The sequence below is a fragment of the Coraliomargarita sinensis genome, assembly GCF_003185655.1.
GTDB classification, from domain to species: Bacteria; Verrucomicrobiota; Verrucomicrobiia; order Opitutales; family Coraliomargaritaceae; genus Coraliomargarita_B; species Coraliomargarita_B sinensis.
The window spans coordinates 68,771-88,823 of record NZ_QHJQ01000006.1; the positions used below are offsets into that span (position 1 = coordinate 68,771).

The 20,053-nt window shown below is 52.5% G+C and carries 16 protein-coding genes and 1 tRNA gene; 10 read left to right on the forward strand and 7 right to left on the reverse strand.

Annotation, left to right across the window (positions count from 1 at the left end):
- Nucleotides 1–129: 129 nt before the first annotated feature.
- Both hrpA and rpe read left to right on the forward strand, forming a co-directional pair.
- On the forward strand, nt 130–3,984 hold the full coding sequence (hrpA, locus tag DDZ13_RS09450) for an ATP-dependent RNA helicase HrpA (protein WP_158279864.1): 3,855 nt from the start codon (nt 130–132) through the stop codon (nt 3,982–3,984).
- A 79-nt stretch (nt 3,985–4,063) separates the two neighbouring features.
- Complete coding sequence (gene rpe / locus DDZ13_RS09455) at nt 4,064–4,726, forward strand: ribulose-phosphate 3-epimerase (protein WP_110131214.1); 663 nt, start codon at nt 4,064–4,066, stop codon at nt 4,724–4,726.
- Here the strand turns inward: rpe and DDZ13_RS09460 are convergent.
- Entirely contained in the window at nt 4,723–5,514 is a 792-nt protein-coding gene (locus DDZ13_RS09460) for a nitrilase-related carbon-nitrogen hydrolase (RefSeq protein WP_110131215.1), read from the reverse strand. The two genes, rpe and DDZ13_RS09460, sit on opposite strands and share 4 nt — an antisense overlap.
- Nucleotides 5,515–5,592: 78 nt before the next feature.
- On the opposite strand from DDZ13_RS09460, the gene DDZ13_RS09465 reads away from it, so the two are divergent.
- Complete coding sequence (locus tag DDZ13_RS09465; RefSeq protein WP_110131216.1) at nt 5,593–5,997, forward strand: helix-turn-helix domain-containing protein; 405 nt, start codon at nt 5,593–5,595, stop codon at nt 5,995–5,997.
- Between the two features lie 8 nt (nt 5,998–6,005).
- Here the strand turns inward: DDZ13_RS09465 and DDZ13_RS09470 are convergent, their stop codons facing one another.
- Nucleotides 6,006–7,898: a bifunctional lysophospholipid acyltransferase family protein/GNAT family N-acetyltransferase gene (locus DDZ13_RS09470; protein WP_110131217.1), complete on the reverse strand. Its 1,893-nt coding sequence runs from the start codon at nt 7,896–7,898 to the stop codon at nt 6,006–6,008.
- 21 nt (nt 7,899–7,919) lie between these two features.
- Nucleotides 7,920–10,943, reverse strand: a complete 3,024-nt coding sequence (locus DDZ13_RS09475; RefSeq protein ID WP_158279865.1) for an ATP-binding protein — start codon at nt 10,941–10,943, stop codon at nt 7,920–7,922.
- A 162-nt stretch (nt 10,944–11,105) separates the two neighbouring features.
- On the opposite strand from DDZ13_RS09475, the gene DDZ13_RS09480 reads away from it, so the two are divergent.
- From DDZ13_RS09480 to DDZ13_RS09510, 7 genes are all read left to right on the forward strand, one after another.
- Nucleotides 11,106–11,182, forward strand: a tRNA-Val gene (locus tag DDZ13_RS09480).
- Between the two features lie 62 nt (nt 11,183–11,244).
- Complete coding sequence (gene ilvN / locus DDZ13_RS09485) at nt 11,245–11,718, forward strand: acetolactate synthase small subunit (RefSeq protein WP_110131219.1); 474 nt, start codon at nt 11,245–11,247, stop codon at nt 11,716–11,718.
- A 48-nt stretch (nt 11,719–11,766) separates the two neighbouring features.
- Entirely contained in the window at nt 11,767–12,795 is a 1,029-nt protein-coding gene (ilvC, locus tag DDZ13_RS09490; protein WP_110131220.1) for a ketol-acid reductoisomerase, read from the forward strand.
- A gap of 140 nt (nt 12,796–12,935) precedes the next feature.
- The gene (hemC, locus tag DDZ13_RS09495; RefSeq protein WP_110131221.1) at nt 12,936–13,790 is read left to right on the forward strand and encodes a hydroxymethylbilane synthase; all 855 of its coding nucleotides are present in this window, start codon (nt 12,936–12,938) and stop codon (nt 13,788–13,790) included.
- On the forward strand, nt 13,790–15,325 hold the full coding sequence (cobA, locus tag DDZ13_RS09500; protein ID WP_110131222.1) for a uroporphyrinogen-III C-methyltransferase: 1,536 nt from the start codon (nt 13,790–13,792) through the stop codon (nt 15,323–15,325). Before hemC ends, cobA begins: the two co-directional genes overlap by 1 nt.
- A gap of 90 nt (nt 15,326–15,415) precedes the next feature.
- Nucleotides 15,416–15,886 (forward strand): peptidylprolyl isomerase, encoded by a 471-nt coding sequence (locus DDZ13_RS09505; protein ID WP_110131223.1) that lies wholly within the window; start codon nt 15,416–15,418, stop codon nt 15,884–15,886.
- A 31-nt stretch (nt 15,887–15,917) separates the two neighbouring features.
- A complete protein-coding gene (locus DDZ13_RS09510) occupies nt 15,918–16,715 on the forward strand; it encodes an alpha/beta fold hydrolase (RefSeq protein ID WP_110131224.1) in 798 nt (265 codons plus the stop codon).
- Nucleotides 16,716–16,720: 5 nt separating this feature from the next.
- Here DDZ13_RS09510 and DDZ13_RS09515 read toward each other — a convergent pair whose 3' ends face one another.
- The 4 genes from DDZ13_RS09515 to DDZ13_RS09530 all read right to left on the reverse strand — a co-directional run bounded on the left by DDZ13_RS09515 (nt 16,721) and on the right by DDZ13_RS09530 (nt 20,020).
- Nucleotides 16,721–17,275, reverse strand: coding sequence for a DUF4136 domain-containing protein (locus DDZ13_RS09515; RefSeq protein ID WP_110131225.1), 555 nt, complete (start codon nt 17,273–17,275; stop codon nt 16,721–16,723).
- A 176-nt stretch (nt 17,276–17,451) separates the two neighbouring features.
- Nucleotides 17,452–18,576 (reverse strand): metallophosphoesterase, encoded by a 1,125-nt coding sequence (locus tag DDZ13_RS09520; protein WP_110131226.1) that lies wholly within the window; start codon nt 18,574–18,576, stop codon nt 17,452–17,454.
- A complete protein-coding gene (locus tag DDZ13_RS09525) occupies nt 18,573–19,031 on the reverse strand; it encodes an abscisic acid-deficient protein Aba4 family protein (protein ID WP_110131227.1) in 459 nt (152 codons plus the stop codon). The genes DDZ13_RS09520 and DDZ13_RS09525 overlap by 4 nt, the downstream gene beginning before the upstream one ends.
- 122 nt (nt 19,032–19,153) lie before the next feature.
- Nucleotides 19,154–20,020 carry a phosphoribosylaminoimidazolesuccinocarboxamide synthase gene (locus DDZ13_RS09530; protein ID WP_343192836.1) on the reverse strand — a complete coding sequence of 289 codons (867 nt, stop codon included), beginning with the start codon at nt 20,018–20,020 and terminating at the stop codon, nt 19,154–19,156.
- Nucleotides 20,021–20,053: the final 33 nt, after the last annotated feature.

The window sequence follows — 20,053 nt, forward strand, 5'->3', positions numbered from 1 at the left end:
GTGACCGGCTGAGGCGGGCCACCTACGTCCAGCAGCGGGAACACATGCTTCTACCGCTTAACTAAGTGCCATTCAGTTTAGTAGCCAATTATTAAAGAATAACGATTAAGAGTAAGATTGAGAGAAATTGTGAAAAGCGTTCCAAAGCCAAGCTATAGTGGTGAGCTCCCGATCCATCAGCGACGCGAGGAGATCCTGCAGACCCTGCAATCGAACCAAATCGTGGTCATTGCCGGTGAGACGGGCTCGGGAAAGACCACCCAAATTCCAAAATTCCTGCTGGAATGCGGCTTCGGGTCAAAGGGCTGGATCGGCTGCACCCAGCCCCGCCGGGTGGCGGCACTATCCGTAGCCCAGCGCATCGCGGAAGAGCTCAATGTAAGATACGGACATGAAGTCGGAGCGAAGATCCGTTTCACAGATGAGACCCGAAAAGATTCGCTTATCAAGGTAATGACCGACGGCATCCTGCTCAACGAGCTACAGGATGACCCGATGCTCACCAATTATGAAGCGATCGTCATCGACGAAGCCCACGAACGCAGCCTGAACATCGACTTCATTCTGGGCTGCCTGAGAAACCTTGCAGAAAAACGCAAGGATCTGAAAATCATCATTACCTCGGCTACGATCGACACGGAAAGATTTTCGGAAGCTTTTAATAACGCACCCGTCATCGAGGTCTCCGGACGGATGTATCCGGTGGACACCCTCTACCGCCCGGTCGAAGATCTAGCACAAGGCAACAAGGATTATGACTATATCGATGCGGCCGCTGAAGTCATCGACGAGATCCTTTCGGACAACAGTGAAGGCGACATACTGGTCTTTCTCCCCGGCGAACGCGACATACGTGAACTTCGCAAAGCCCTCGAAGACAGTCCGGCACGCCTGTGCGACCTGCTTCCCCTTTACGGGCGACTCGCCAAAGGCGATCAACAGCGTATTTTCCACCCCGGAGGCAGACGCCGCGTTATCCTCTCCACCAACATCGCGGAGACCTCACTGACTGTCCCCGGTATTCGGTACGTGGTCGACACCGGCCTCGCAAGGATCAGCCGCTACAGCCCGCATTCACGCACACAGCGGCTGCCGATTGAACCAATTGCACAATCCAGTGCCGAACAACGCAAGGGACGTTGCGGGCGCGTGAGCGACGGCACCTGCTACCGACTGTATTCAGCAGAAGACTACGGTGCCCGGGAAGCGTTCAACACTCCGGAGATCCATCGGTCCAATCTGGCTTCCGTCATTCTGCGAATGATGGCCTTCAAACTGGGTGACATTCGAACTTTCCCTTTTATTGAGCCGCCGGGGGAGAGTGCCATCGTGGGAGGCTACCGACTCCTCTCGGAATTGGGCGCCGTCACCCGTGACGAGAAGAGCCCGAACGAAGATGATTACCGTTTAACCAAACTCGGCCGTCGACTATCCCGGCTACCGGTTGACCCGACCGTAGGGCGAATGCTTCTACAGGCGCAGGAAGAAGGAGCACTCGATGAAGTGCTTGTTATTGCATCCGGCCTTTCCATACAGGACCCAAGGGAACGTCCTGCCGAGGTGGCAAAGGAAGCAGACGAAATACACAAGCAATTCGTCCACCCCGAATCGGACTTCCTCACACTGCTCAATATTTGGAACAGCTATCACGAAAAGCTGGATGCCTTGAGCCACAGTAAATTACGAAAATTTTGCCGGGCTCACTTTCTCTCATACCAGCGCATGCGGGAGTGGAGAGATACCCACCACCAGATCGAGCGCATGCTCGATGAACGCCGAACATCGAAGAACAAACGTCGAACAACAAATGCTGTGGAGAACAGCCAAACCTGCATGGATGCGCAATATGCAGCCATTCACCGCAGCATACTGGCTGGCCTGCTGAGTAACATCGCCTACAAGGAGGAAGAGCACAACTACCGCGGTCCGCGAAACCGCAAAGCCCTGCTCTTTCCCGGCTCCGGGCTTTTTGACCACAAAACGGCCAAAAAACAGCGTAAGGCCGCCTACGCGAAAAAGACCCGACCCAAACCGGCGAAAACGACGGCACCGAAATGGATCGTCTGTGGCGAATGGATGGAAACCAACCGCCTTTATGCCCGAAACGCAGCGAGAATCGAAGTCGATTGGATCGGGGCAATGGCCGGCGACCTACTCTCAGTTCGTCATACCGAGCCATACTGGAGCACCAAGTCGGCAGCAGTGCTCTGCAAACAACGAAAGCTACTGTTCGGCCTGGAGATCAGTCGCTCCAACGTCAGTTATTGCCGCATCGCTCCGGACGAGGCCACAGACATCTTCACCCGCAATGGTCTGGTCGAAGGCGGTATTCAAGAACGCCCGGCATTTTTTACGCATAACGAAGCACTCCGCGAAACAGCTGCCTCGGAAATAGCCCGCCAACAACTGGGCTCGACTCAGTTGATCGAGGATCAACTTTTTGAGTTCTACCGCACGCGTCTATCCGGAGTCGGTTCCTACTCCGACCTCAGACGCTTTGCCAAAGCCGAGCACGGTGGCTCACTGGACTTCCTCAAGGCTCAGCTTCGGGATTTGCTGCCGCGGAACAGTGAAGTCGCGGAAGAAGACTTCCCCAGGACAATTCAGCTCGGCGGGCACCTTATGCCCCTATCCTATCGAAACGAACCCGGGCACGAAGCAGATGGCGTGACCCTGCGCATTCCGGTCTCGCAACTCGATGCGATTCAAGAGGGCGTCCTCGACTGGGCCATCCCGGGCCACCTTGAAGCAAAAATCGAAAATCTGTTGCGCAACCTGCCCAAGCCCCTGCGCATCAAGCTTCACCCGCTGAAGGAAAGGGTGAAAGAACTGCGTGAAAAAATCCGCCCATCGGATACAGCACTCAGCGAACAACTGACTGATCTGCTCAAACGTGACTACGGAATACAAACCTACCGCGATCAGTGGACCAGTGAGATGCCAGAACACCTCAAGCTACGTATTCAGGTAGAGAACAGAGAGGGCGAACCACTGGCAGAGAGCCGTGATCTCGAAACCCTCCGCAAGAAACTGGACCGAAAATCCAAATCCGTGCGCTCCAACGACGGGCTGGAGAGCATCCCGGCATGGCAACGTGCCGCAGAGAAGTTCGAACGCGAAAATTTGAATGAGTGGAATTTTGGAGATTTGCCCGAACGAATCGACCTGTCCGGCGAATCGGGTCTGCCGCTGGCAGCTTATCCGGCACTGGTTCTGGAATCCGGCAAGGTTCACCTTCGTCTCCTGACGGAACGGGCAGCTTCGGTAAAAGCAACCAGAGAAGCGTGGCCTGACCTATGCGAGCTGGTTTTGGGCCGCGAACTTGCCTGGATTCGCCGCGATCTGAAAGAGCTCAAAGGTTTGGGCGTCGGATTATTGCCTCTGGGTGGCTACGAGGCCATCAAAGACAGTAGCTGGCAGCACCTTCGCCGACACCTTTTTGCGTGTGATTCGCTTCTACCTCTGAAGGAAAGCGCATTCAAAAAGACCCTTGAGCGAGCCGACCGGGAAAAGCGTGGCATCGTACAAAAACTGAACGAGCAACTGGCAGCAGTTTTGGAAGCACGTGCCGACGTGGCACTTATCCTCGAAAAGAAAAAGACCAAACAGGCCATCAGTTATCCGGGCATGCGGACTCAGCTCCAACGTATCGCGCCAGCCGATGTACTGGATCAATTCGAATTCAGCGACCTCCCTCATATAACCCGTTTTCTAAAGGGGATGATCATTCGTGCTCAACGCGCCCGGGAAAGCATTCAACGTGACATGGAGAAAGCCAAACGTGTCGCACCCTTCGAAGCCAAATTTGAAAGCCTTTCCAAACTGGCGTCCCAATATAAAGAGCCAGAAGCGGTAAAAGGATACATGATTCTTTTGGAAGAATTCAAAATCTCGGTCTTCGCCCAGGAGCTCGGCACCGCCCAAAAGACTTCCGAAAAACGACTGGACGATCTGGCCAGCCAAATCGAAGCTTTGCTTCGATAATCAAGTCGGGCAAAATCTTCACCGTCATTCCCATCAAGAGACGCTTGCCAGTTTATCCGACTCGGGCTTAGCTCATCGCATGCTCAGTCCGAACGCATGCCTACTTGCCCCTTCAATTCTCGCCGGAGACCACGCCAACCTGGCCGCCAGCCTAAAGGAGATCGAGTCTGCCGACCTGAAATGGGTGCATCTCGATATTATGGATGGACATTTCGTGCCCAACCTCAGTTTCGGCCCACAAACCGTCAAAGCACTGCGTCCGAATTCGAAACTCTTCTTCGATGTACATCTGATGCTGGACAACCCGGATAAGTATATCGATGCCTTTCTCGATGCCGGAGCCGACCAGATCACCATTCACGTCGAACCGGACTACCCCGTCATGGAAACGCTGGATTATATACGCTCAAAGGGCTGTAAATGTGGCATCGTGCTCAACCCCGGCACCGATGCGCAAGTGGCCAAACCCTTCCTGGAGAAGTGCGATATTATTCTCTGTATGACCGTGCAGCCCGGTTTTGGCGGACAGAGCTTCCGGGACGACGTGTTGCCGAAAATAAAACAGATTTCTGATTGGCGGGAAAGCATGGACCTGAACTTCAGGCTCGAGGTCGATGGTGGTGTCGACATGGAAACGGCACCGCTCTGCATCGAACACGGAGCGGACACGATGGTCGCCGGCACAGCATTTTTCAAAGCCGTCGACCGCCCGGGATTTGTCAAAAAAGTGACCGGCCGTTAACACAGGTCGAGCCGCCGATCTTTCAACACAGACATTTTGGAGCGGGTCTCTGATACACGATCCAAATCGAGGTTCAGCGTAAGAAACTCTGATTCCTCCCCGGCCTCAACCAGAACTTCTCCCCAAGGGTCGACCACCATGGAATGACCAAAATAGTGAGTTGAACCCACACCCTCACCGTGGCCTTCCACTCCGGACTGATTAACCGCGATAAAATAGCACTGATTCTCGATTGCCCGGGCACGTACTAATGTGCGCCAGTGGTCCAGGCGGGGATGTGGAAACGCGGCAGGTAGAATTTGTATTTGAGCGCCAAGATCGGTGTTTTTCCTGAACAGTTCTGGAAATCGCAAGTCATAACAAACAGCAAAACCAGCCCGACCGTGTTCGATATCCGCAACGACGAATTTGTTCCCCGCCTCAACATGCTGATCCTCGTTAAAAAGTGAAAACAAATGTATTTTGCTGTATTTAGCTAAAACCTCTCCCTCTTTATTAAAATAGAACAGCGTATTTCGTGGCATTCCGGAATCTGAACGCTCCAAAAAAGAACCGCACAATGCCACTTTATGGTTTTGCGCGATCCGGGATAGCTCATCGTGATGTTGCTCCGCATCGGACAGGAATGCCCGGTTTTTGTCCCAATCGAACCCGGTCGTTGCCATCTCGGGAAGGCATAATAAATCAGATTCCTCTGCGGAAGCAGCTTCGGCGGCGCGTCGAATCGAATCTAAATTATATTCAGGATCACCTCGTCTTACATCCAGTTGGGCGATTGATAATTTCATAAAATAAAATAATTATAAACTATTATAACTTGACGAAGTAAGAATGTGTTTTCAATTCAAGCTACTAGAAAAAGTATTATGGCAAAGCGCACTATCAAAATAAACATCAAGCTTCCCGCCGGGGTTACGGCCGACAACGAGCTTGTGGCCAAAGCAACCAAAGCTGCCAACGATGCGGTATCCGATGCAATAGGAGATTTGGTCGAAACCCAGAAGCTGGCCAAGAGTCTTGCCGAGAAAGGCATTCACATCAGTGCCCGTGAACTCTTAAAGCACAAAAAGGGAAAACCTGCACCTAAGAAGGCTTCGAAAACAACTGGCACACGCAAGCGTGTTGTGCTGAGTAACGCCAAGCGCAAGCAACTGATTGCCGACCTTAAAGCCGGAGTAACAATCAAAGGCGCGGCTGAAAAGTACGGGGTTTCGGGGGCCACGGTCATGAACATCAAAACGAAAGCCGGGCTCACGAATAAACGAAAGTGACCTCTCGGTTATAGTTTCACTTCGGCCTGCTCTTCTCGAGCAGGCTTTTTTATGTCCGGATGATTCCGGTCGCCGTTCAAGCTATTCTTCGCGTGATACTCCGCTATCTTGGCATACGCCGACTTTCCAAAATAGCGCTCTAGCAACCTTCCTTCCGATTTCATCACGTCCACAAGAATGAGTCCGTCGATCACATCGTTAAACGCCGGATCAACGTTAAAACTGATGAGAACCCCATTCAATTTCAGGTAGTGCCGAAGCAGGATCGGGATTCCCTTTTTATCATCTTCGAAACCGGAAACGATGGCAGAAACCGAATCAATCGAAGTGATCGATTCGGCAATATTCTTAAGTGAAGTCCCCCGAAGCTTAGCTTCGGATTTCGGAGGTTTCCGTGCACTCACCAGTTGCGACATCTCATCATCGAAACTGTGCTCTCTAAAAAAGTGGACCATCAGGTTTTTGGAAATACTGTGATAAGCATCCGATATACTCACCGGTCCGAATAAAATCCGGTAACGCGGATGTTTTGCCATAAACTCACCGATCCCCCGCCATATGAGGGAAAGTGACGCGTGTTTCTTTTGATATTTAATTCGAATAAAAGAACGGCCCAGCTCCAGGCATGGTCCCAATTTCTCCATAAACCCCGGACGAAACTGAAAGAGCGTGGAGGTGTAGAGCCCCCTAAGCCCATGCTTTTCCACAATCTCGTCGGCTAAGCCGACACGGTAGGCACCGGCGATTTCCGCCTCAGAGCGATTCCATAAAAACAGGTGCACATAATATTCGTCGAATTGATCCAGATCCCGGGCCGATCCGGTGCCTTCCTGGACTGCGCGAAAGGTTTCTTCACGCAACCGCCCAATTTCCTGAATAATGCAGGGGATCTGCTTGGAACGCGCGTAATAGACTTCCAGATCACCCTGCTCCACCAAGCGCTGCCCGGATGGGAGTGCCCTGACTTCCGCTGCAAGTAGCTCCGGGTCCTGCGGGGGAACCAAGGGCTCAAGCTTGTTTTTGGCCGCCGACGCCGAACGAAAGGGAAACCTAAGCTTCCCACTTCGGGACGGGGTCGTACTGAGTGAGTAGGTCTTGAGCCGCAGATATTCAGCGGCCGCCAACTTACTCTCAAAACGTTCCGAACGCTCTGGCGGAATAGGCTGACCTATTTTTATGCTGACGCTTCTTCCCTGCATGCGGCAAAGTTCCCGCCCCAACAAGAGGGTGCGAATGCGCGGGTGAAGCATACCCAGAACTTGAAACAAAAAACTATTCCGCCCCTTGAAGTAGACCGGTAGAACCGTCGCACCGGTTTTTTTTGCCAGACTGACGACATGGGGCGACCAACGTGGATCAATCACCGCCCGGCTGCTCATGTGAAAATGAGAAACCTCGCCGGAGGGAAATACGCCGAGGCACCTCCCCTCCCGAAGATGCCGGATCGCTGCACGCATGCCAGCTATATTCGACTTTGTCGATGCAGAGCGATCAAAGGGATCGACTGTAATCAAGCTCCCCCGGATACCGTCGAGATGTGCCAGAAGATAATTCCCCATCATCTTGGCATCAGGACGAATATTCTTCAGTAGCGCGCCCAGAATAATTCCATCAACACCACCGTAAGGATGGTTTGCGACGACCAACAGAGGACCACTTTTGGGAATCCGTTCATAGTCCTCGGTATCGATTTCAAACTGCACTCTAACAGCACGCAGAGCCTTGGAGAAAAAAAGTGGATCGTCCTCCAAATCATCCAATTCGGAATGAAAGCGGCGGTAGGACTTATTGATATGCGTTAATCCGGTCAACCAGCCGAAACCCGGAGCCAAAACAGCCGCGAGAGCTGCGGGCACACCTACCCGCTGGATTAACTGGGGGATGGAAACGAGTTCAGGCATAGGTTTACGCCTTTAAAGGAATCAATGCTGCGCTGCCAGACTTGCGCGTTTCAATGCTTCCTTAAGTTCGTAGATTTCCACCGGCTTCCGAATGTAATCGTTCATCCCGACACTGAGACATTTTTGACGGTCTTCGTTCATCGCATAAGCAGTGACCGCTATAATATACTGATTTTGATTCTCTACCTTCTCCTCTCCGGAACGAATCGCCTCCGTGAGCTCAATACCACTTCGGCCCGGCAGGCGAACGTCCATGAGCACGGCGTCATAGCTGCGGTTCTTCAGCTGACAGAGTGCCTCCTCGCTGCTTTCGACCACGTCCGGGCGATAGCCGAGCATTTCAAGAAGTTCCCGTATAACCCAGCGGTTATCCTTATCATCCTCACACAGGAGTAATTTAAGTGGATTCTTAATGGCAAACTCAGGCTCCAAAAGCTCCTCATCGTCGACAGCATCTCCCTCTTTTCGCGCGGCGCCAGGCACTGATGCAGCATGCTCCAGTCTGACATGAAACTGGAAATTGGAGCCCGCCCCCAGCTCACTTTCAATCCAGATCTCACCGTGCATACGCTCGACCAAGCGCTTGGAAATCACAAGCCCAAGGCCTGTTCCACCAAAGCGGCGGGTTGTCGAAGAGTCCACCTGAGTGAATGGTTGAAAGAGTTTTTCGTATTTTTCTTTCGGGATGCCGTGCCCGGTATCAATCACCTCAAAGTGTAGCACATCAGAATCATGCTCCGAGTCGATGGCTTTCAGACTCACCCTTATCGTAATGGACCCTTTACTGGTAAACTTGATGGCATTGCTCGAAAGATTCAGCAAGATCTGCCTGAGACGGTGAGCATCACCTATATAGAACTCCCTCACGTTCGGATCGATTTCGTAATCCACCCTGAGATTCTTGTCCTTCGCCTGGGGGAGTACCTCCTCAAGTGCCTCGCAGATGATTTGTTCGAGATCGAATTGTTCCGCTTCAAGATCAAGTGATCGTGACTCAATTTTGGAATAATCCAGAATATTATTGATCAAATCCAGTAGCGCGCGGCCACTGCGTTTGATGATAGCTGCGTGTTCGGACTGTTGCTGGTCGAGGTCCGATTGAAAGAGCAAGTCCGTGTAACCGATTATGGCATTCATGGGAGTTCGAATTTCGTGGCTCATCATCGCGAGGAATTCTCCCTTCGCCACACTGGCCGCGTTGGCCGTATCCTTCGCCAGGCGCAAATCATCCTGATTTTCCTCAATCATGATCAGGCCGGAAAGCCCGGAGGCCAAAAGACGAACCGCGTTAATTTCACTCTCGTTCCAATCATGCGCCTGCTCGCAGTGGTCCACACCGAAGAAGCCGTATAGACTCCCTTCCTTCCACATGGGGATAGCCAGAATCGCACGCGCCTGAAAAACACGAAGCGTTTCGACCTCTTCATCGGAAGCCCTGTTAAAGTCGACCTTTACAATCCCATCCTCGACAAGTGATTCATACCAATGTGGGCAGTATTGTTCAAAAGGTGCATTCTGTAAGGATGGATTCGAAAGCAGGCTCGGGATCTCATCCCGTTTCTGCCACTCGTATTTCACGGCAAAATTGTGAAACTCTCCGTGGTCACTACCCGATACGCGAAAAATAAACGCACGGTCCACGCTAAGCGCTCTGCCGATTTCAGAAAGCGCAGCTTCGATCGCGTCTTCGAAGCCCGAAGTCGTGAGCAAACAGTTGTTGGCATGTGCCGTGGCCCGAAGGATTGTGTCACGGTGGCGAATCGCCTCTTCCGAAGACTTCCGCGAACTGATGTCGTAGGCCACCCAAACAACCTGGTCGTTTTGCTCTTCGCTGTTGGCCATTGGCGTGACCCGTGCCTCAAACCAGTGCACGCCGACATCCACCGATTGGAGGGAATACTCCAGCGTGCTGACACGACCGCTGCGGAGCGTCTCTTTTATCGTATCAATAAACTCCGCGCAGACCTTGTCATTAAACAAGTCGCTTATCTTTTTCCCACGTACGCTGTCGGCATTGAAAATACGATGGTTGGCACAGATTCTATCCGTGGCTGCAAAAACATCATGAATCGTGCCACTGGCGCTCAATACGAAAGCAATATCCGGAAGCGCTTCCGTAAAGGCACGCAGACGCATCTCGTTCTCCGAAATCTGGGCTTCCCGACGCCGCAGCTCAGTCATCACGGCGGCCAGACAGACTGAAGTGACCGAGACAATACCGACGAAAAACCACACGTTAGCAGGGCTTTGCGTGATCGATTCCCCCTGCCCCTGTAATACGGGGACGAGTTCCCAGCCTGCCAGCAGCGCCAATGCCAGCACACCGGCTGATGCGCCTCTCAAACCAAAACGGAAAGCCGACCATGCCATGATTGGAAAAATGGCCAATTCCATCGGATAAAGGAGCGTATCCGTAGGCGCCCAATTCTTAAAAGTCACATGCCCAAAACAAATTAGCGCCACAAACCAGATGAACACTTCAACGAGCTGTTTGGACCCCAGGCGGAAACCAACCGGGTTGGCCCATGTCTGAACAAAAGGCGCAACGATGATGGTGCCGACGGCTGCCGACAACCAGTTGGAAAAAGACAACTCCCAGAACTCCTTAAAAGGAATCCCATTCGGACCGCTGCACAAAAAAAGCGACTGGATGAGGGCCCCAGCAAACGTGGCGACACCCGCGGCCCAAAAAAGCATCAGAAAGGCATCCCGCACACGCTCCATGGTCACATCGACGCGAATCGCATCCAAGACACGACGGGCCAGTGCCGCTGCAGCCACGGCGGCCATGGGTGCACTAAGAATGGAAAAAGTATCAACCTTGCTCACGGCTCCGGGAATTACCGCGCCGATAAAGATAGCAGGCAGATAGCGATAACCACCCACCAATACGATGGAGATCGCAATCCCGAATATAGGCGCGATGTGGTTGACACGCTCATCGTAGCGAACATCCGCTAGTGCTACGGCGATTTGGGAAGCAAACGCAGCAGTCAGGGCAACGAGTATGTATTTTACTCCAGTGCGGAGGAATGTGCAGTTCATTGTTAGGGTTTGTCTAATACGACATACACCCATCCGGAAATCAATAATATGTCGTTGTGATCCAGCAAAAGCTGCCGCGGTCGACAAAACTTTAGCTATAATGAAATTAAGACTTGATTCGCGCAATCCCCCGCGCATTTTCTCCGTTTTCCCAGATTTTGAGGACGGGTAGCTCAGTTGGTTAGAGCAACTGGTTTACACCCAGTAGGTCGTGGGTTCGAGTCCCTCTCCGTCCACCATTTCCGGGCTACGGAGCCGCGCCAAGCGGCAACCGGCGGCGCGGATGCTTCAATTAATTTCCATGCGCCATACTATTTCCATACTCGTCGAAAATAAATTCGGAGTTCTTGCCCGTATTGCCGGACTGTTCAGTGGCCGAGGCTTTAACATTGAGACACTTAATGTCGGCCCGATGCTTGACGATAAGCTTTCCCGCATTACCGCCACAATAATCGGTGACGACGCCGCTCTGGATCAGGCGATCAAGCAGGTTTACAAGTTGGTCAATGTTGTGGAAGTGACCGAATTCTCCAGCGGTCAAGCCACGGAACGGGAGCTTGTCATGATTAAGGTAACCGCAAGCGCGGGCCAGCGCTCTGAAGTCATGCAAATTTGCGACATTTTCCGCGCCAAGATTATCGATGTCGCTCAGGACACGCTTAATATTGAAATGACGGGCAACGCCAACAAGGTGAAAGCCTTCCTCAACCTGATCGAACCCTACGGCGTCGTAGAAATGTCTCGCACGGGAAATCTTGCATTGAAGCGCGGCTGAGTCACACAAATTTAATCACCGGAATTTAACTAACAAACCAAAAGAAATATGCCTGCTAAAGTCTATACAGATAAGGATGCTGACCTTAAAGTAATCAAAAAGAAGACCCTCGCCATTATCGGCTACGGTTCTCAGGGCCACGCCCATGCCCAAAACCTTAAGGAGAGCGGCCTCAACGTGATCATCGGCCTCTACCCGAAGAGCAAGTCCGTCAAAGTTGCCAAGAGCCAGGGTTTTGAAGTTTACGATACTGCCGAAGCGGTAAAGAAAGCCGATGTGATCATGCTGGCTGTACCGGACATGAAGCAGCCGGAAATTTACGAGAAGGACATCCTTCCAAACCTCGAAAAGGGCAAGACACTCGCATTCACTCACGGCCTGGCCATTCATTATGGACTGATCCAACCGCCGAAGGGCGTTAGTGTCATCATGGTCGCTCCCAAGGGTCCGGGGCACGTGGTCCGCAGCCAGTATGTCGAAGGCAAAGGTGTGCCGGCTCTGATCGCCGTACTGAAGGGCTCTTCCAAAGACTCCAAGAAGATCGCCCTGGCTTGGGCCAAGGGTATCGGCGGCACACGTGCCGGCGTGATTCAAACTACGTTCAAGGAAGAATGTGAAACCGACCTTTTCGGCGAACAAGCCGTTCTCTGCGGCGGTGCTTCCGCACTCGTTCTTGCCGGCTTTGAAACACTTGTCGAGGCTGGCTACCAACCGGAAATGGCATACTTCGAGTGCTTGCACGAACTCAAACTGATCGTCGACCTGATGGTTGAATCCGGTCTTTCCGGTATGCGCTTCTCCGTTTCCGAGACTGCGGAATGGGGTGACTACATCTCCGGCCCTCGTGTCATCAATGCCTCTTCCAAGAAGGCAATGAAGGCGATCCTGAAGGATATCCAGACCGGCAAGTTCACCAAAAACTGGGTCAAGGAATACAAGGAAGGTCTGCCCAACTACAAGCAGTACATCAAGGACGGCCAGAACCACCAAATCGAAAAGACCGGCCAGCGGCTCCGCTCGCTTATGCCGTGGGTCAAAAAGCGCAACATCAAGGGCGCTCAGGCTGCTTACAACTAAGTTGTTTCATAACTTCGAAATTTCGAGCGGTCGTCGGTCCTGTACCACGGCCGCTTTTCTTTTGATGCAAGGTTGCGCTTCGCCGGAACCGCTGTATGCCGTAGTGACAACGCAATTTAGTTGACCTCTCATCCTCTGGAATGTCCTCACCCATTTATATCGCCACTCGAAAAAGCCCGCTTGCCGTAAAGCAAACGGACTACGTCGTCAGTTGGCTCAAGGATAAGCTACCCGAAGACCAATTCGAGCAGTTGCAGCTTTCGACGAAGATCGATGAGCGGTTGAACTGGTCTTTGGAAAAACGCGGCGGGCTCGGGCTCTTTACCAAGGAACTTGAAGAGGCCCTTCTCGACGGACGTGCCACGCTGGCGGTTCACAGTGCGAAAGACCTGCCGACCACCTTGACCGGAGACTTGTTTATCGCCGGCTATCTCCCCCGAGCCAAGGCCAGTGATACCTTGGTCAAACGTGAGGCTTGTGACAAACCTGCCAGTATCGCATCAAGCAGCCCTCGTCGCCGCGCCCAGATCGGGGAGCTTTATCCGGAAGCGGAGTGGACCACGATTCGCGGCAATGTCGCCACCCGCCTGCGGAAGATTGCTGACGGCGAGGCCGATGCCTCGATTCTGGCGGCGGCCGGGCTGGCGCGACTGGAAATTCACACGCATGAGGGCCTGGAATTTATCGAACTCCCATTTGATGAATGTGTACCCGCCCCCGGACAGGCTGCGATTGCCATCCAATGCCGGGAATCTGAACTTGAGAAATACCGCGAGCTCTTTTGCGAGAAGACCAAACTAGCCGTAACACTGGAACGCGAGTTCCTCCATCGTCTGGGTGGCGGCTGCCAGACACCGGTCGGCGCGCATTACGACGGTAAGGTTTTTTACATCTACCACCCCGACATCGGCTTTACGACCTTCGAATTCGAACTGAACAACATTATTGATATCGAGGCGGTCCTGCCTGCGATCATGGATGATTTGAAACTCTGATGGCTAAAAATGGAAAAGTATTCTTAATTGGTGCCGGCCCCGGAGATCCCGGTCTCGTGACCGTGCGCGCCCGCGAGCTCATCGAACAGGCGGATGTCATCGTGTACGACTATCTGGCCAACCCCAAGCTGCTCGACTGGTCCCGCGGGGATGCTGAGCGCATCTATGTGGGTAAAAGCTCGGGGCGCCACTCCATCCCTCAGGATGAAATCGAAGAACTACTTGTGGACCGCGCGAGTAAAGGGATGAAAGTCGTCCGACTGAAAGGAGGAGATCCCTTCGTTTTCGGACGTGGCGGTGAAGAAGTCAGCGAACTCGAGACCGATCAGATCGATTACGAAATCGTACCTGGTGTGACGGCCGCACTTGCGGCTGCGGCTTATGCAGGCATTCCCCTCTCCCACCGTGACTACAGTTCCTCCATTACCTTTCTAACCGGGCACGAAAATCCGGAGAAACAGACTTTAAGCATCGATTTCCGGTCTTACGGCAAAAACACCGGTACACTTTGTATTTATATGGGAATCGGACAACTCGCACGTATTGTTAGCGAGTTGCAGGAAGGCGGGATGTCCGGTGATATGCCAGTCGCCATTATCGAATGGGCAACGCTCAACCGACAGCGCTCCATTCAGGGAACATTGAATACCATCACGGATGACCTTGAACGCTCCGGCCTGGGCGCACCGGCGATCGTGGTGATCGGCGAAGTCGTGGCCCACCGCTCCAAAACCGAATGGTTCGAAGGCCGACCACTCTTCGGCAAACGGATCGTGGTGACCCGTGCCCGTGAGCAGGCGGGGCAATTATCCAGAATGCTGGAAGACAACGGCGCGGAGGTCATCGAACTTCCTTTTATTAAAGTGGAGCCAAGTTTCGATCAGAAGCTCTTGACCGAAGTGTTGGCCGGCATCGCCGTCTATGAATGGGTCATCTTTACCAGTGCGAATGGGGTGAAAACCTTCTTTGACCTTTTTTACCGCGCTTATGATGACATCCGCTGCCTTGGGCCGATGCGCATTGCCGCCGTCGGCGCCGCCACCGCTCGCGAAATCGAAAAACATAAGTTAAAAGTCGACCTCGTTCCAAAAAAAGCCAACGCCAAAGCCCTGGCGAAAGAGCTGATCGAAAATGAGGGAGTTGAGAGTGTCCAGGTGTTGGTCATTACCGGTAACCAAAACCGGGAGGAACTCGTCCAAAGCCTTGAAACGGAGGCGAGGGCCATCGTCGATACCTTACCACTTTATCAGACCAGCAAGACCAACCTGACAAATGAACCGGCCGCAGCACGCTACCGCGCAGAAGGTGCGGACGCCGTGCTCTTCACCAGTTCCTCCACGGTTAAATCCTTCGTCGAGCAGCGGACGGCCCTCACCCTCGAAAAAAGTGCCCGGAAGCCCGTGTACGGCAGTATCGGGCCCATGACCAGCAAGACATTGCAGGAACTCGATTTACCGCTTGGCTTTGAGGCGCCGCAATCCAGTCTGGATCATTTCGTCGTCGAGACAATTGCACACCTGAACCAACAAGCTTAATCACAATTCTGATCCCGGATTGAGATTCACAGCAAGACTTAGAATAAATATTCAACCACCCTCCAATCAACAACTTAACCACACAGCAACATGCCCAACGTCATTCTCGAAACCACTCAAGGTAGCATCGAATTCGAACTTTTCGACGATGTCGCTCCGAAGACCTGCGAAAACTTCACCACTCATATCAAGAACGGCTATTATAACGGAATTATCTTCCACCGTATCATTGAGGAATTCATGATTCAAGGTGGCGATCCGACCGGGTCAGGCATGGGCGGAGAATCCATTTGGGGCAAGCCATTCGAGGATGAATGCGCACGCGACCTCGCTTTCGACAAGCCCGGCCTTCTTGCCATGGCCAACGCCGGCCCCGGCACCAATGGCAGCCAATTCTTTATTACGACTGTCGCGACCCCATGGTTGCATATGAAACACACCATCTTCGGAGAAGTCGTCAACGGCATGGACGTGGTCGAGAAACTCGAAAAAGTGGAAAAGGGTCCCGGTGACCGTCCCGTCGAGGACCAGAAGATCATTAGTGCGAAAGTCGTCGAATAACGAATTGAACAATAAAGGCCTTCCTTTGCGAATGGCACGCCGTAGTCGCAGTGCCCCCCACATGACGACTCAAAGCAATTCCCCCACTATTCTAGCCCTGCACGGCTTCACAGGATTAGGGACTGATTTTGCGCCATTCGCCACGTTGTGCGGGGGGAACTGGCGCTACCCCAACCTCCCGGGGCACGGGCCGCCCCCTCAGCCCGATTGCACGCCGGAAACAATCCTCAGCTTCGTAGAAACGGAACGTTCCGCGTTCAATACCGAGGACTCAACACCTCATGTACTACTTGGCTACTCCATGGGTGCTCGCGCGGCACTACTCCATGCCTGCAGACATCCGGCCGCATGGGACGCGCTGATACTCATCAGTCCCAATCCCGGGATTGAAGATGAAACCGAGCGTGCAAGGCGCAGAGATGTGGATGAAAAGCTAGCTCAGCGGATCGAGCTGCATGGCGTGGAACGCTTTATCGAGTTCTGGCAGAACACCCCCATGATACGCAGCCAGAAGAAAATCCGCGAAGACTGGCGCAGCGGCATGCAAATTAAGAGAAAAGAGCATACCGCGGCAGGGCTCGCGGCCAGTCTTCGCCAGTTTGGTCAAGGCAGTTGCCCCAACCTATGGCCTGAACTCGCCAAGCTGAACATCCCTATCCTGCTGATCAGCGGCAGCGAGGACGGGAAATACGTAAGGATCGCAGAACGTATGCTTCACGCGCTAGCTGAGGCTGTGTGCGAGACAATAGAGGGTGCCGGTCATATGCCCCATTTGGAGGAACCCAAAATCAGCGCAGAGATAATCAGTGACTTCCTAAGCAATCTTTGAGCTGACTACTCTATGTCCGGAAGCGAAGGGTCCTTCTTGATACGTTCCGGAAAGTTTTTCACCGCACGCTGAAGCGATTCGACGACACGCTCCTCTGTGAATTGAACGGCATCAAAAATATTGGGCAGCTCTTTTCTCCAGAAAAGGTTACGGGTGGCAGTCTCGTAAATTTCCACCGTGAGGTGCAGGCGTGAGGCGAAACGGTAGCTCGGGTTGTCCCTTCGGTTGAGTGAAGCGGCTGGCCCGTCGATGCTGTCAAAAGCATCCGGATAACTGCTGACGGCTTTATTCCACTTGGCGACCACATAGAAATCACTACCTGTCTCCACCGGTTCAAATCCGCGCTTTTCCAATTCAGAGACCAGAACTTCCTCTGAAAGATTTTCCAGCAATTGCTCTTCAGATTCCCTGAAATCCATTCCAGTGACTAAAGTGTGCTTGAAGCTAAAGCTCTCCAGAGAGGAGAACGTGATGGATTTTACAAACTCCGAATGAGGACTGTTACTGACACAACCGGCTAACAACACTGAGACTAAAGCGATAATCAGTTTATATTTCATGGATCTTATCTATGACAGAATCCGTGAAAAATCAAACCTTGTGCTCCGACAGAAGAACACGTGCTATCCCGCCATGCGACTCACCCGACAGGAACGCGTCAGCTTAAGCGTACTCTTCATTATTTTTCTTTTAGCAGTCATTGGCTGGTATATTTTCTAGCCAACTACTTATGAAGTTAACGGATGCTGTGAAGCGGTACGAGTTCGATTAAAGTCATTTCCGTCGGGCAGTTAAAGCGAATGGGCGGCAAGCCATGACGGCGATTCGAACCAGCCCCGGCCGAGACGTTCAAATACGGGATACCTATACGCCTGAAGCCGCGGGCCCACTCCTTGGGAACATTGCTGTAAGTCGTGAGTGGTCCGACGACAGGCAAACGGACCTGACCGCCATGCGTGTGGCCAGCCAGACAGAGATCGATAGGCCTCTCAGTCATCCCCATAGCATAATCGGGGGAATGCCCCATCAGAATGCGAAACTCGAATTCCTCCGACTGTTCCAGCCATGGGTCGACAGACCTTTCGGCCCATTCCGCTTTGTTCGATTCATAGAGACTAAGGCCGTGCACGCTGAGCACCCCTCCGGTCGTATCTATTCTGGCAGTACGGGATGAAAGCATCTCGAGTGGCTCAAGCGATTCTTCCGGCACGCGATAAAGCTCCAGTTCCGTATCCCCAAAAACACCATAGATTCCATACTTGGGGTTCAGCGTGCGGATCAAGTCAACGAGCTTGGGCAGTTCGCTTTCAAAAGTAGCCGGTGGCACCTCCTGTATGTAATCACCGGTGTTGAGAATCAGATCCGGATCCAATTCTGCGATACGCGCGAAGATTTTTTCTTCATACTCCCCGATCGATCCGGCCTGTATGTCCGAAATGTGTAAAATGCGAACCGGTGCTTTCAGCTTTGGAGTTTCAATTCGAACTTTCCGTAACACGAGTTTCTCGGGTTCGACATGTGTCACGTAGTAACGAAGCACAAACAAATCCACAGCCAAAAAAATGTAGATACCACAGAGAGAAAACAACGGCTTGCGAAGACTGGTCCAGGTGACGCTCAAACCCGCGAACAACAAGCTGATGACAAGTAGCCCTAGCGGCAAGTACCAGAGATTAAAATCGTAGGCATCATGAATCAGAGAAAAGTCAGGATTCAACATTCCATCGCTGACAAACAAATAGTTCCGAATCAGGACGACGGCAAGGACCGCAAAAAGGCTCACGCCGCCAACCAACCAGACACGCCAGTGCCGTGGCTTCGAAGCGACGTCGGTCATCCCCAGTCCGGTTAACTCATTCATGTCAGGGATTTCTTGCGGACGAGGAGGCGCAGAGCAAACAGGATCAAGGCCACCGCGCCGACAAACCAGCAGAGCAAAAGCTCGATCGGAGCACGCATGCCCGACCGCATGGCCTTTTGATAAATCACCGTACCTACGGTAAGGTTGAGGATTTGCAGGTTACAAAACAGAGCGAGAAAGGAAATCGGATGGCGCGAGAATTCACGCGCGGATTCGTAAGTAATCGGCGCGTAGGGATCCGGCAAAACCGCAGACTGGTGGGACTTCCAGAGAAGGACAAAAAGAACGATACAATAAAGCGGAGGTAAAAGATATGGTTGTGCCAGTGAACGTACGAGCCGGGATTGGGGGAAAGCCACCATCGCCACCCACACCGGCCCTGTCATTAAAAGAAGGAGGATGAATGTACTATCCAGATCCCCGGCACCAAAGACTTCAATCAACCAAATCGGCATAAAACTAGATATGAAGGTGGAAAAGCATTAAGAGCTATGCGTTTGAGCGGGAATGTGACAGATCATCAACTGACAGGCAAATCTTTCAAATCTCGCACTTTCTTACCTGCCCGGTCCCATGCTTACACAACAATCGTCGTGTAAGCTTCGATGTAACGCTCAAGTGTGCCTTTAAGCACCTCATCGGGTAAATTCGGGGGCGGTGGCGTCTTGTCCCATTCCAATGACTCAAGATAGTCGCGCACGAACTGCTTGTCATAGGAAGGCTGAGGCCCACCGGGTTGATACTCGGACTTCGGCCAATAACGTGATGAATCCGGCGTTAAAATCTCATCAATGAGAAAAAGTTCGCCCGATTCGTCTGTGCCGAATTCAAACTTTGTATCCGCAAGGAGAATACCGGCGTCGGCTACCTTCTCAACGCCCATCTTGTAGAGTGCAATGCTCAGGTCATGCACCCTTTGGAAAAGCTCCTCACCAATCAACTCAGCTGCATCGGCACAATGAATAGGCATGTCGTGGCCACTGGCCGCCTTGGTGGTTGGGGTGAAGAGCGGCTTGGGAAGTTGGCTGCTCTCCACCAGACCTTGAGGTAAATCATATTCGAACAGTTTACCCTTCTCGCGGTATTCTTTCCAACCCGAGCCGGAAAGATAGCCCCGCACTACGGCTTCTATAGGCAAGGGTTTTAATTTCTTCACGATCATGCTGCGATGCTCCAGATCGGGATAGTCACGCGCCAACTCCTTGATTCGCTCAGCATGATCATCAACAAGATGGTGTGGTGTCAGTGCGGCAGCCTGCTCAAACCAATAAAGGCTGATCTGCGTGAGCAGGCTTCCTTTACCGGGCAGACCCTCGTTCATGATCACGTCAAAGGCAGAAACCCGGTCTGTAGCCACCATCAAAAGAGCGTCGCCCATATCAAAGACTTCACGGACCTTGCCTTTGGCGACAAGCGGATAAGGCAGCCCATTGACGGACATCATTGCTTCTTCGGGCAGTGGGAAAGGTAAATCAGG